This window comes from Kitasatospora sp. NPDC001159, assembly GCF_053598235.1.
Genome location: NZ_JBSFJV010000013.1, coordinates 62,697 through 75,360 on the forward strand (window position 1 = coordinate 62,697; position 12,664 = coordinate 75,360).

General features: G+C 73.5%; 13 protein-coding genes. 7 read left to right on the forward strand and 6 right to left on the reverse strand.

Annotated features, from left to right (window positions below):
* Positions 1-101 precede the first annotated feature (101 nt).
* From yidD to ACWC9T_RS09735, 4 genes are all read left to right on the forward strand, one after another.
* Entirely contained in the window at positions 102-689 is a 588-nt protein-coding gene (gene yidD, locus ACWC9T_RS09720; protein ID WP_449820509.1) for a membrane protein insertion efficiency factor YidD, read from the forward strand.
* A 233-nt stretch (positions 690-922) separates the two neighbouring features.
* Complete coding sequence (locus ACWC9T_RS09725; protein WP_449820510.1) at positions 923-1,570, forward strand: class I SAM-dependent methyltransferase; 648 nt, start codon at positions 923-925, stop codon at positions 1,568-1,570.
* Entirely contained in the window at positions 1,567-2,226 is a 660-nt protein-coding gene (locus ACWC9T_RS09730) for a hypothetical protein (RefSeq protein ID WP_449820511.1), read from the forward strand. The genes ACWC9T_RS09725 and ACWC9T_RS09730 overlap by 4 nt, the downstream gene beginning before the upstream one ends.
* A gap of 309 nt (positions 2,227-2,535) precedes the next feature.
* A complete protein-coding gene (locus ACWC9T_RS09735; protein WP_449820512.1) occupies positions 2,536-3,120 on the forward strand; it encodes a TerD family protein in 585 nt (194 codons plus the stop codon).
* A 27-nt stretch (positions 3,121-3,147) separates the two neighbouring features.
* On the opposite strand, the gene ACWC9T_RS09740 is transcribed toward ACWC9T_RS09735, so the two are convergent.
* Both ACWC9T_RS09740 and ACWC9T_RS09745 read right to left on the reverse strand, forming a co-directional pair.
* The gene (locus ACWC9T_RS09740; RefSeq protein ID WP_449820513.1) at positions 3,148-4,800 is read right to left on the reverse strand and encodes an ABC transporter permease; all 1,653 of its coding nucleotides are present in this window, start codon (positions 4,798-4,800) and stop codon (positions 3,148-3,150) included.
* Positions 4,797-5,723 carry an ABC transporter ATP-binding protein gene (locus tag ACWC9T_RS09745; RefSeq protein WP_449820514.1) on the reverse strand — a complete coding sequence of 309 codons (927 nt, stop codon included), beginning with the start codon at positions 5,721-5,723 and terminating at the stop codon, positions 4,797-4,799. The genes ACWC9T_RS09740 and ACWC9T_RS09745 overlap by 4 nt, the downstream gene beginning before the upstream one ends.
* Before the next feature lie 72 nt (positions 5,724-5,795).
* Between ACWC9T_RS09745 and ACWC9T_RS09750 the strand changes: the two genes are divergently transcribed.
* Positions 5,796-6,317, forward strand: coding sequence for a GbsR/MarR family transcriptional regulator (locus tag ACWC9T_RS09750; RefSeq protein ID WP_449820515.1), 522 nt, complete (start codon positions 5,796-5,798; stop codon positions 6,315-6,317).
* Between the two features lie 92 nt (positions 6,318-6,409).
* Here the strand turns inward: ACWC9T_RS09750 and ACWC9T_RS09755 are convergent, their stop codons facing one another.
* Positions 6,410-7,927, reverse strand: coding sequence for a lytic transglycosylase domain-containing protein (locus tag ACWC9T_RS09755; protein WP_449820516.1), 1,518 nt, complete (start codon positions 7,925-7,927; stop codon positions 6,410-6,412).
* Between the two features lie 500 nt (positions 7,928-8,427).
* Here ACWC9T_RS09755 and ACWC9T_RS09760 point away from each other — a divergent pair, with 500 nt between their 5' ends.
* Positions 8,428-8,814, forward strand: coding sequence for a hypothetical protein (locus tag ACWC9T_RS09760; protein WP_449820517.1), 387 nt, complete (start codon positions 8,428-8,430; stop codon positions 8,812-8,814).
* Between the two features lie 111 nt (positions 8,815-8,925).
* On the forward strand, positions 8,926-9,255 hold the full coding sequence (locus ACWC9T_RS09765) for a hypothetical protein (protein ID WP_449820518.1): 330 nt from the start codon (positions 8,926-8,928) through the stop codon (positions 9,253-9,255).
* A gap of 12 nt (positions 9,256-9,267) precedes the next feature.
* Here the strand turns inward: ACWC9T_RS09765 and ACWC9T_RS09770 are convergent, their stop codons facing one another.
* The 3 genes from ACWC9T_RS09770 to ACWC9T_RS09780 all read right to left on the reverse strand — a co-directional run bounded on the left by ACWC9T_RS09770 (position 9,268) and on the right by ACWC9T_RS09780 (position 12,561).
* Positions 9,268-10,806 (reverse strand): alpha/beta hydrolase, encoded by a 1,539-nt coding sequence (locus tag ACWC9T_RS09770; RefSeq protein ID WP_449820519.1) that lies wholly within the window; start codon positions 10,804-10,806, stop codon positions 9,268-9,270.
* A 126-nt stretch (positions 10,807-10,932) separates the two neighbouring features.
* Positions 10,933-11,571, reverse strand: coding sequence for an NAD(P)-dependent oxidoreductase (locus ACWC9T_RS09775; RefSeq protein ID WP_449820520.1), 639 nt, complete (start codon positions 11,569-11,571; stop codon positions 10,933-10,935).
* A 69-nt stretch (positions 11,572-11,640) separates the two neighbouring features.
* Complete coding sequence (locus ACWC9T_RS09780) at positions 11,641-12,561, reverse strand: EamA family transporter (RefSeq protein WP_449820521.1); 921 nt, start codon at positions 12,559-12,561, stop codon at positions 11,641-11,643.
* Between the last annotated feature and the right edge of the window lie 103 nt (positions 12,562-12,664).

Genomic DNA, 12,664 nt, shown 5'->3' on the forward strand with positions numbered 1-12,664 from the left:
CCACGTCGTCCACCGGGAATCCGGGCAGGTGATCATCGGATAACCTTGCCCGGATTGTCGGGGGTCGGCCCTCGGCCGACGGATCGAGGGGAACATCAGCAGTGTCCTATCCGACGCCGGATCCCGGTGGCCGGTTCCCACGGGAACCGGATGCCGCTCCCGTCCCGCCGTCCCGCCCGGAGCGCGCCTGGTGGTGGCTGCCCGAGCCGGAGCGGCTACGCCGGAAGAAGCAGCGCAAGGACTGGGAGGCCTACCAGGCCTACCAGCGGCGCAACCGCAAGGACGAGGACGGCGGCAGGCGCAAGCGCAAGCGCGACGACGACTGCCTGGACTGCTGCGGCGACGGCTGCTGTGACATCGCCGACCCGTGCCTGATCGCGCTCATTCCGGTGATGATGGCTTCCGGCATCCGCTTCGCCCTCACCGGGGCACACGGGCGCCGTACGGCCGACCCGTCCGCGCCCGCCCCGCGCGGGTTCGCGGCCGGGGTGATGTACGGCGCGGTGCGCTACTACCGCACCGAGGTGAGCCCCCGGCGCCCGGCCTGCTGCCCGTACACACCGTCCTGTTCGACCTATGCGGTGCAGGCGCTGCACCGGCACGGCGCACTGCGCGGGGCCCGGCTGACGGTCGGGCGCCTGCTGCGCTGCCGTCCGGGGCGGGGCGGGGCGGACCCGGTGCCGCGCTGATCCTCCGGGCATGGCGAGTGGCCCGCGAGTGATCCGCGCGGACCACTCGCGTTCCGGCGGCCACACCGACAACCGGCGGCGGGCCAGACGGCACCCCCGGCGGGATTGGACTGGACCGGTATTCGCCGTCAACTGTGACCGCCCGCTGGACCGTCCGGCCCGCGCAGGGCGGCGCAGGGCGGTGGACCGGTAGGTTGACCGGTACCGAGCAGGCCGCCGAACGGAGGAGCTCCATGGACAGTCAGGGCTGGGACGACCGCTACGCGGCGAGCGAACTGGTCTGGGGCGCCGCGCCCAACCAGTGGGTGGTCCGCGAACTGACCGGTCACACCCCCGGTCACGCCCTCGACCTGGCCGCCGGCGAGGGCCGCAACGCCATCTGGCTGGCCGCCCAGGGTTGGGAGGTCACCGGTCTGGACTTCTCCGCCGTGGCCCTGGAGCGCGCCGAACGGCTCACCGCCGACCTGCCGGACGAGGTCGCCGACCGCCTCACCTGGCGTCACGGCGACGCCCGAACCTTTGAGGTCCCCGTCGCCGGCTACGACCTCGTCCTGGTCGCCTACCTCCAACTGCCCGCCGAGGACCGCCGGACCGCGCTGCGCCGGGCCGCCGACGCGCTCGCCCCCGGCGGCACCCTGCTGGTGGTCGGGCACGACCTGAGCAACCTCACCGAGGGCGTCGGCGGACCGCAGGACCCGGCCGTCCTGTTCACCCCGGACGACGTCCTCGCCGACCTCGCCGACCACGGCCTGCGCACCGTGCGCGCCGAACGCGTCCACCGCACGGTCGGCGCCGAGCCCGGCCACAAGGGCGGCGGCACGGGCGGCGGTGCGGCCGTCGCGATCGACGCGCTGGTGCGGCTGGAGCGGGGTGCCGAGTGACGGTCGTGACCTCCCGCCGCGCGCTGCTCAGCGGCCTGCTGGCGGCCGCACCGCTGGTGCTGACGGGCTGCTCCTCCTCGGGGAAGAAGAACAAGGCCGACAAGAACGGTCCGGTGGCCAAGGCCAGTGACCCGGGCGGAGTGGCCTTCGTGATGATCATCCGGCACGGCGAGAAGCCCGACGGCAGCCTGCCCGGCCTGGACGAGAACGGCAAGCAGGACAGCAAGTCGCTCACCCAGCGCGGCTGGGACCGCGCCAAGGCCCTGCCCACCCTGTTCGCCCCGCCTGCGACCGGCCTGCGTACCCCGGCCCGGATCTACGCCGCCACCGACCAGGGCCCGATGGCGGGGGCGCACCGGATGCGCCAGACCGTCACGCCGCTGGCCGCCAAGCTCGGGCTCACCGTGGACACCACGTACGCCGAGTCCCAGGAGGCCGAGTTGGCCGGTGCCGCGCTCGCCGGCACCCAGCCGGTGCTGATCTGCTGGGAGCACTCCCGGATCCCGCGGATCGTCGAGGCGCTCGGTGCGTCCGGCAGCGGCGTGCCGGGCACCTGGCCGGACCGGTTCGACCTGGTGTGGGTGTTCTCCCGGCCAGCCGGCGGGGCCTGGACCTTCCAGGAGGTGCACCAGCACCTGCTGGACGGCGACACCTGAGCGACCTGAGGTCGCACGCGGACCTGAGTAAGCGTCAACTGTCTTGCGAGGTTGGAGAATTCGCATGCCAATCGTTTTGGTGGCCGCCGCGGCGCTGCTGCCTGGACGGTTGCGCCGCCGGCCCGTTCGGTCCCGTTTCACGGCTACGCCGGACGTCCGGTCGACCATCCCTCGGTGTGCGGAGTACCGCCGGAAGTGCGGGCCGGGGGACTGCTGGGTAGGGGTCCTCGAGGTACGCCGTCCGGTGATCACGGTTTCCCTGCGGTGCGATAGATTCGCGGCACGGACGGCAGGAACGAGGAGGGCACGATGACCGTTTCGCTGGCCAAGGGGCAGAAGATCAGCCTGGAGAAGCCGGGCGGTGGGCAGTTGAGCCTGGTCCGGATGGGCCTGGGCTGGAAGGCGGTGGAGCGCAAGGGCTTCCTGGCCAAGCTGTTCTCCGGGCAGGAGATCGACCTGGACGCCTCGGCGGTGCTGTTCTCCCAGGGGCGGGCGCTGGACGTGGTCTTCTTCCAGCACCTCACCAGCAACGACGGCTCGGTCCGGCACAGCGGTGACAACCTGGTCGGTGGCGCGGGCGACGCGACCGACGACGAGTCGATCACGGTCGACCTCACCGGGATCGCGGCCGAGGTCGACCAGATCGTCTTCACCGTCAACTCCTTCACGGGGCAGACCTTCCAGGAGGTCGAGGCGGCCTTCTGCCGACTGGTGGACGAGACCACCGGCGTCGAGCTGGCCCGCTACACCCTCACCGGCGGCGGCCCGTACACCGCGCAGATCATGGCCAAGGTGCAGCGCACGCCGGGCGGTTGGCAGATGGCCGCGATCGGCCAGCCGGCCAACGGGCGCACCTTCCAGGACCTGATGCCGGAGCTGGTCAAGCACCTCTGAGCCGGTCCGGTCCCGGCGTCCGAGGCGTCACTCGACGTCCCGGCGCCGGAACCCGGCCAGGGCCAGGGCGATCAGCGCTGCCGCGACCAGGGTGAGCACTGCCAGCGGCGTCCAGTCCATCCCGGCGGCTGGCAGCCGGGGCACCTGGCCGAAGGGGGAGAGCCAGTCCAGGCCCGAGGGGAGCTTCAGCAGTGGGCCCAGGTAGCCGATCACGAACGCGTAGGCCGGGACGACCCAGGCCAGCGGCATCGCCCTGGGTAGCCAGCCGTAGACGGCGGCGGCGAAACCGACCGTCACCCACAGGGCGGGCGCGAAGGCCAGGGCCGCGCCGGTCAGTCGCAGGAACACGCCCGCGTCGCCGGTGGACAGCGCCCCGGACAGGCCAAACCCGACGCCCGCGGCGAGCATCACGGCGGTGGAGCCCAGCAGTGCCGCCGCCAGGTGTCCACCCAGCCAGCCGGACCGCGACACCCCGGTGGCCAGCACCGGCACGGCCCGTCCGGCGCTCTCCTCGGCGCGCGGCCGCAGCGTCGCGAGGACGGCGTAGATCCCGCCGACCACCGCGACGACCAGCATCGTCAGCGCGGCGAAGGAGTCGGCGAGGGCATGGCCGCCGAGCCGGGCCAGCGCCTCCCTGATCCGGTCGACGTCCTTGAGCATCGAGTCGGCGTCGCCGAGCAGTGAGCCGTACATCGCACCGAGCAGCAGCAGGGCGACCGCGAAGCCGCCGATCAGGCCGCGGTGCAGGCGCAGCGCCAGGCCGAGCGGGGTGCCCAGGAGCGGGCTGCCGGTGGCCGGGCCGGGGCGGGTGACGCGCAGCCCGGCGCCGTGGTCGCGGCGGGTGCTCAGCAGGAACCCGGCGGCCGAGATGGCGGCGGTCAGCACGAGCGCGGGCAGCAGCGGCCACCAGCGGTCGTCGACGAAGGGGTAGCTGCGCTGCAGCCAGCCGATCGGGGAGGCCCAGGAGAGCCCGTTCTCCGCGGCGTCCCCGGCGGCGCGCAGCGCGTAGGCGGCGCCGAGGACGGACAGGGCCAGCCCGGAGGCGGTCCGGGTGTGCGCGGTGACCTGGACGGTGACGGCGGCCACCGCCGCGAACAGCAGGCCGCCGACGGCGGTGGCGACGCCGTAGAGCAGCGCGCCGCCGCTGGTCAGGCCCGGGATGCCGAGGCCGGGCAGGCCGGCGGTGAGCAGCAGTCCGAGCGCCAGGTCGGCGACGGCGGCGGTGGCCAGCGCCGCGGCGAGCTGGGCGTGGCGGCCGACGGCGGCGGAGCGGACCAGTTCGGCGCGGTCGCTCTCCTCCTCAGCGCGGGTGTGCCGGGTGACGGTCAGGGCGCTCATCAGGCCGGCGAGCACGGCCAGCAGGCCGAGCATCCGGTGGCCGAGCATGGCGCCCCAGGTGTAGTCGGTCAGGTAGTGGGCCGGGCCGGTCATGGCGAGCAGGGCCGGGTTGTCGGAGCCGTGGGCGATCGAGGCGCGGTCAGCGGCCGTGGGGTAGACGGTGTGGACGCTGTTGGCGGACGCGATGGTGAGCAGCCCGAGGCCGAGCACCCAGGCGGGCAGCCGGACCCGGTCCCGGCGCAGGGCGAAGCGCAGCAGGGCGGCGGCGCCGGCCAGGGTGGTGCGCTCCGCGGCGCGGCCCGGTTGGGCGCGGTGGACGGTGGGTGCGGCGGTGGTGGTCATCGCGCGGCCTCGCCGTCGAGGCGGTGCCCGTTGGCGGCCAGCTCGTCGCCGTAGTGGCGCAGCATGAGCTCCTCCAGCGTGGGCGGGTGGCTGACCAGGCTGCGCAGCCCGGCCTCGCTCAGTTTCCTTACGGCGTCGTCGAGTTGGGCGCCGTCCACAGCGAAGTGGACGCGCAGCCCGTCGGTGCGCAGGGCGTGCACGCCGTCCAGCGCGTCCAGTCCGGTGACCGGGCGGCTGGTCTCGGCCTCGACGGTGGTGCGGGTGAGGTGGCGCAGTTCGCCGAGGGTGCCGGTCTGCACCACGCGGCCCTGCCGGATGATGCTGACCCGGTCGCCGAGTTTCTCCACCTCGTCCAGGATGTGGCTGGAGAGCAGGACGGTCCGGCCCCGTTCCCTGGCCTGCCGGACGACGTCCTGGAAGACCACCTCCATCAGCGGGTCCAGGCCCGAGGTCGGCTCGTCCAGCAGCAGCAGTTCGGCGTCGGAGGCGAGCGCGGCGACGATGGCGACCTTCTGCCGGTTGCCCTTGGAGTAGCTGCGGCCCTTCTTGGTCGGGTCGAGGTCGAAGCGCTCGATCAGCTCGTCGCGGAGGCGCCGGTCGAGCCGGCCACGCAGCCGGGAGAGCAGGTCGATGGCCTCACCGCCGGTGAGGTTGGGCCAGAGCTCGACGTCCCCGGGGACGTAGGCGAGGCGGCGGTGCAGCTCGACGGCGTCGCTCCACGGGTCCTTGCCGAGCAGCCGGGCGGTGCCGCCGTCCGCCCGCAGCAGGCCGAGGAGAACACGCACGGTGGTGGACTTCCCGGCACCGTTGGGCCCCAGGAAACCGTGGACCTCGCCGGTCTCGACGGTCAGGTCGAGGCCGTCCAGCGCGGTGGTCCGGCCGAAGGTCTTGCGCAGGCCGGACAGGGTGATGGCCTTGGTCATGCTTCTGAAGTTACCGTAGTTTCAGAAAAACATGAATATTGGGAAGGCGTTAAAGTTCGAGCAGGGGGACGGATGATCACTGGAAAGGGGACGGCCGTGGGACGGGAGCCGGAGCAGGGGCGTGACGACCGGGCCGTGTCGGACTTCGTCGAGCGGTTCGCGGCCGAGCTGGTGGTCGCGGGCATGGGCCGGATGCCCTCCCGGATCTTCTCATGCCTGATGGCCGAGGAGAGCGGCGTGCTGACCTCCGCCGATCTCTCCGAACGCCTGCAGATCAGCCCGGCCGCCGTCTCCGGCGCGATGCGCTACCTGATCCAGATCGGCCTGGTCGCCAAGGAGCGCGAACCCGGCTCGCGGCGCGACCGCTACCGGGTGCTCAACGACGTCTGGTTCGAGTCTCTGACCCGGCGGGACGAGATCCTGCTGCGCTGGATCCGGGTGCTGAAGGAGGGTGAGGCTACCGTCGGCGCGGGAACGGTCGCGGGGGAGCGGCTGGCGGAGAGCGCGGCCTTCTTCGAGTTCATGATCGACGAGCTGCACGGCATGCTCGGCCGCTGGCGGGAGCACCGGGCGGGGCAGCCGGCGGGGGAGTAGCGGGCCGGCAGTGGCGGGCCGGGTCGCTTCGTCGCGGAAACGGCGCGGCAGCAGGACGGCCGTGGGGGCCGTCCTGCTGCCGGGGGCTGCTGCTACTTCTTCGTCGGGGCCGCCGAGGGCGAGAGCGAGGCGCTCGGCGTGCTGCTCGGCCCGGCGGACGGGGTGGTGCTCGGAGTGGTGCTCGGGGTACCGGTCGGCGTGGGCGTCGGGCAGCCGGGGACGGTGGGGGAGCCGGACGGGGTGGCCGTGGGCGTACCGGTCGGCGTACCGCTCGGCGTCGCCGTCGGGGACGGGGTGCCGGTCGGCGTGGCGGTGCCGGTCGGCGTCGCGGTGGCCGTCGGGCTCGGGCAGGAGGTGGGCGTACCCGTCGGGGTGCCGGTCGGCGTACCCGTGGGGGTGGCCGTCGAGGACGGGGTGCCGGTCGGGGTGGCCGGTGTGCTCGCGGAGGGCGACGGCGAGCCGCTGGGCGTCGGGGTGGTGGTCGGCTGCGGGGACGTCGTCTGAGTCGGCGTCACCGCAGGCGTGGTCGGCTGCGGCTCGGGGGCGGGCGTGGTCGGCTGGGCGCTCGGCGAAGGGCTCGTGGTGGTGCCGGTACCCGTCGTGCTGCCGCCGGTGGTGCTGCCGCCCCTGGTGTCGGTCGGCGGGAGGTACGGCGTGGGCAGCGTGCCCGGCACGGTCGAGCTGCCGGGGCGGTCCGGGACGGTGGTCACCAGGCCGCTGCCGTAGTGGGCCATCCAGTTGCGGACCGTCCGCAGGTACTCCGTGGAGTTGTTGTAGCTGAGGATCGCCCGGTCGAGCTGGGCCGGGTCGGAGACGTCGCGGCCGTCGGCGCACAGGTAGCGGGCGGCGGTCTCGGCGGCGTCGAAGATGTTGTTGGGGTCGGCCGTGCCCTTGCCGGTGGCGTCCACGCCCCAGGAGGCCCAGGTGGACGGGATGAACTGCATCGGGCCGACGGCGCGGTCCCAGCGTGAGTCGCCGTCGTAGCGACCGCCGTCGGTGTCGGGTATCGCGGCGAAGCCGTTGCCGTCCAGCACCGGGCCGAGGATCGGGGTCAGGGTGGTGCCCACCGCGTCCACCTGGCCGCCGTTGGCCTGGCCGGACTCGACCTGGCCGATCGCCGCCAGCAGCTGCCACGGCAGGTGGCAGCCGGGCGTGCGCTGCGCGAGCGAGGACTCGGCCTGCCGGTAGGCGGCGAGGACGGTGGCGGGCAGCGAGGCCCCGGTGGCCGTGAACGGGCCGGCCGAGGGCGGGCCGGGCAGGGTGCCGGGCGGCTGGGGCAGTTGGACGGTGCCACCGCCGTCGACCGGGCGGCCGTTGCCGGGGGTGGCGGCGGTCGGGCCGCCGAACGGGGAGGCGGGGGCGCCGGACCCGCCGGTGCCCTGCGCGGTGGTGCTGTCCTGCGCCGGGTTGGGGTCGGCGGCGGCCGGGGCGAGCCCGAGGCCCGACACCTGAGAGCCGGTCAGCGCGGCCAGCGCGGCGAGGGCCGCCGCCGTCCCCGTGACCCGCTTGCCGAGCCGTACCTTCCGCCCGCTCTGGGCGCTGCCGAACCTCGCCGCCATCTGCTGCCCCTCCCCGTCGCCGTCCGGACCATCCCGGAACGGCTGAGCCATCGTCATCGTGCCCGCCCGTCGGCCGACGGCACCCGCCGCCGTGACGATTAGTATCACGACGATCTGACAGGAACAGGATGGCCGGGCGGCGGCCCGGCGTTCACCGGGGGGTGAACGTGGCACCTCAGCGGGGGTCCGTCGGGTCCGAACCTTCGCGTCGGAGGCCGCCGCGCAGCTGACTTGCCGTGTGGCTGACGGAAGTTGACCGGGAGCCCAACAGCAAGGGGCCCGGGTGCCCCGGCGGTCGGGACGGCGGTTCGAAGCGCGGGGGTGGTGCGTGGGCGTCGCGTCGGGCTCCCCGGCGGCGCCCGCGGCTGACATTCTGACCTGCCCTGATGTTCGACGCCGGGCCCGGCGACCCGTAGCAGGGCGGGCCGGTCGGCACCAGGGGGCACCCCCAACTCGGCCCTGGAAGGATGACGTTCAGGTGAAAGTGGGCATGCCAGGAAATCCCGTCCGGCATGCTGTGCCGCGTGACCATGCGGATGGATGTCGAAACCGTGAGCGCGAACCTGCCGGAGACCGTCGCCGGGGGAGCGGTTGTCCTGCCGGCGCCCCCTCGGGTGGTGGACGACCTGGCCCGTGACCTGACCCAGGCCGCCGCTGCCGTCCGGGCGGTGTCGCGGTCCGGCCGTACCGCCGGCGGGGACGTCGCGGTCGCCGCCTACACCGCGGTGGTGTGCACCGGCCGTTCGGCCGCCCGCGCCCTGGAGGAGGCGGCCGCCTGGTGCCGCCAGGCCCCGGACGCCGAGGTGCACTCGTTGGCCTGGGCCAGGGTGCCGGGGCACCGCGACGACGTCCACGAGTACCGGGTCACCATGGCCGTCAGTTTCCCCGACGACGAGACCGGCGAGCACCTCGGGGACACCCACCACGCCTGCCGCTGAGTTCCGCCTCGTTCCAACGACCCGAGCTCCGGGTCCTGCGCTCCGAACCCTGTGTCCGCGCCCACTGCCCGGGGCCTGTGCCCTCCTGTCCGAGGACGTATCATCGGCCGCATGGGTGATGGAGGTACGAACGACATGGTCAATGGCGGCATGGCGGGCGAACCGGTCAACAGCGCTGCGGGGGGCGCCACTTCGGACGCCACGGCCGACGACGGCCCGCGCGAGTTGTCGCGGGCCGCCGCCGTGGGAGCCACCGTGCTGGCCGCCGTCTGCGGCTGCGCGGTGCTGCTGGCGATGTTCCACTGGCTGGGCTGGGCCGTTCCCGGGGTCGGCTGGATCGTCGCCAAGGCCGGGATCAAGCTGGCCGTCGGCGGTTTCGCCGGGCTGGCTGTCGCCGCCGCCTGGCTTCGGACCATGCTCCGGGCACGCTGCCGGAGTTGACCGCTCGGCGGATCAACCAGCCTGCGGGACAGGGCAGGTGAGGTCGTGCTCGGGCACCTGGCCGTCCAGCAGGTAGCGCTCGACGGTGTTCGTGACGCAGGGGTCGGACCCCGGGTACTGGCCGTGGTTGCCGTTCCCGGTGACGGTGACCAGCTTCGAGCCGCGCAGCGCGCGGTGGGCGCCGAGCGCCGCCTCGTAGTAAGTGGCCGGGTCATGCAGCGAGTTGAGCATCAGCACCGGCGGCAGGTGGGCGCCGGTGACCTTGACCTTCGGCGCCGGGTCGGTCGGCCAGGACGCGCAGACCGCGCTGAAGGCCAGCGTACGGGCGCCGAGCAGCGGGTATCGGGCGGTGTTCTCCGCGCCGCGCTCGATCCAGGTGTCCAGGTCCCTGGTCCACGGGGTGTCGCCGCAGGTGACCGAGAAGTACTCGGCGAGGAACTCCGGACTCAGGTACTGGCCGAACAACTGGCGGGCCGTCTGCTTCGCGGTCGGATCGGCGCTCTGCCAGTCGTCCAGGGCGGTCAGGGCGCGGGCGAGGACCGGGAAGGCCTTCTCGCTGTAGATCGCGTTGATCGTGCCGTTGTCCAACTGGTTCGGGCCGAGCGTCAGCGAGCCGTCGGTGATGGGTCGGTCGTGCAGGCCGGCGCGGCGCTGCTCCCAGTGTGCCTTGACCTCCTCCGGGGTCGAGCCCCAGTGGTAGGTGGCGTCCCGGGCCGCCATCCAGGGCAGGAAGTCCTCCTCGAACCGGCGCTGGAAGCTCATCGGCTGGCCCGTCTCGAAGTCCTCCCAGCTGCCCTCGAAGCCGATGTTGCTGTCCAGCACCATCCGTTCGACCCGGTGCGGGAAGAGCGTCCCGTAGTAGGCGCCGATCATGGTGGCGTAGGAGGCGCCGTAGTAGCTGATCTTCTTCTCGCCGAGCAGCGAGCGGTACAGATCCATGTCGCGGACGGTCTGCTCGGTGGTCAGGTAGGGCAGCAAGTCCCCGCTGTGCTCCTCGCAACTCGCGACCAACTTCTGCGAGTTGGCGATGACCCGGTCGATCGCTTCGGGGGACTGGTCGCGGTAGTCCCCGGCCAGGAACTCCTGGAAGTCCTCCGGGCTCTGGCACTGGGGGTGGGTGCTGCGGCCGACGCCGCGCTGGTCGAAGCTGACGATGTCGTACGCGGCGGCCACGGCGGGGGCGCCCTGGGCCAGGTCCATCGGACGCAGCAGGCCCTGCCCGCCCGGGCCGCCCGCCGCCTCCATCAGCGTCCCCTTCCGGTGCGCCGGGTCGGCGACCCGGTGCCGGGAGACGGCGATGGAGAGGTCGGCTCCGACGCCGGGGTGGTGCCAGTCGCGCGGTACGGCCATGGTGGCGCACTCGAGCGCCGGCTGCCCCGCGCAGGGCTGCCAGTCGAGCACCTGGCGGGCGTAGCGGGCGGGCACGGACTCGGGCTCGCCGGCGTTGCGGCCGGAGTCGGCGTTCGCCGCGGTGGGCAGGGCGAGGCCGGCGAGGACTGCGGTGGCGACGGCGGCGGCCGCGCGGCGGGTGCGGATTGCGGTGGTGTTCACGGGAAAGATCCTGTCCGACGCCGCACTTGACGGGCGATGAGGCTGGACACCGTCTTCGAGGTGGTGCTGGATACACCCCCGGCGGGGGTGCATCCAGCAGTCACGGTGTTCCCGGCGTGCGGTGTCTCAGTACCCGGCGGTGAAGCGGGCGCGTCGGTGGGCGGGGTTCTCGGCCTCGTCGAGCAGCGCGACGGCGAGGTCCTCCATGGAGATCGCCGAGTTGCCTTCGGCGTCGACCAGCAGCTCGTCCCGGCCGAGCCGGAAGCGGCCGGTGCGCACGCCGGGTTCGAGCAGGGCGGCCGGGCTCAGATAGGTCCAGTCGACCTTCTCGTCCGCGCGGTAGAGGTCCAGTTGCTCGCCGCAGGCCAGCGCGATCGGCCGGATCTCGTCGGGGAAGCCGGGGGACTCCACCAGGGCGGTGCCGTCGGTGCCGGGGACGGTCAGGTTGCCCGCGCCGCCGACCGCGATCAGGCGCACGCCCGTACCGGCCAGGCCGTCCAGCAGGCCCCGGGTGGCGGCGACCAGCTCGGGCTCGCTGCCGGGTGCGGGCCGGGTGGCGGTGATCACCAGGTCCTGCCCGGCGGCGATCCGGGTGACGTCCCCGGGGTCCCGGGCATCGCCGACCACGAGGGCGACGCTGGACGGCAGGCCGTGCGGTTTGGCCGGGTCCCGTGCGACGGCGGTGACCTCGTGGCCGCGGGCGAGCGCCTCGGCCACGACGCGGCTGCCGACGTTGCCGGTGGCGCCGAACACGGTGATGCGCATGAAGGTTTCTCCTTGGACGGAACGTGGGCGGAACGTGGACGGAACTACGGGATTTCAGGGGGTGCGGAGTCAGGCCGTCTCGCGCACCGGCGGCGTGCTGAGCGCCTGTTGCGCGGCGGGGGCCGGGGCGGCGGGCCGGGGCCGCTGGGTCTGGGCGACGATCAGCGAGCCGAGCACGACGACCGCGCCGAGCGCCTGCAGCGGGCTGAGGTCCTGGTCGAGCGCCAGCCAGCCGGTCACGGTGGCGACCACCGGGCTGAGCAGGGAGAGGAAGGAGAGCGAGGTCGGCGGCAGGGCGCGCAGTCCCCGGAACCACATCGCGTAGGTGAGGGCCGCGCCGATCAGGCAGAGGTAGGCGTAGCCGAGCACGTTGTCGGAGGTGTAGTGGGTGGGCGGGGCGCCCTCGCTCAGCAGGGTGACCGGCACCAGCAGCAGGCCGCCAGCGGTGAGCTGCCAGCCGGTCGTGGCGAGCAGCGGCGCGGGGGAGACCCAGCGCTTGGAGAGGACGACACCGAAGGCCATCACCACCGCGCCGCCGAGCGCGGCGACCACGCCGATCGCGTCCAGCCGGGCGTTGGCGCGCAGCACCAGCAGGCTGACGCCCGCCACGCCGGCGATGCCGGACAGCACGGTGCGCAGGGTGAGCCGGTCGCCGAGCAGCGCGGCCGAGAGTGCGGCGGTGATCAGCGGTTGGACGGCGCCGACGGTGGCCGCGATGCCGCCGGGCAGGCGGTAGGCGGCGACGAACAGCAGGGCCTGGAAGCCGCCGATGTTCAGAGCGCCGAGGACCAGCGCTCGCCACCACCAGTCGCCCTTGGGCAGGGTGCGGGTGAGGGCGATCAGCAGCAGGCCGGCGGGCAGGCAGCGGATGGCGGCCGCCAGCAGCGGGCGGTGGGGCGGGAGCATTTCGGTGGTGACGAGGTAGGTCGTCCCCCAGATGGCGGGGGCCAGGGCCGTCACCAGCACGATGGCGAGGCGATTTCTTAGCACTAAGCCAATGTATCTCAGTGCTAAGGCATCCTTCATCGGGTTCCGTCGGTGACGTGGCTCACAGTTACCTCACTGCTAAGAAACTCACAGGGCATCCCCTACC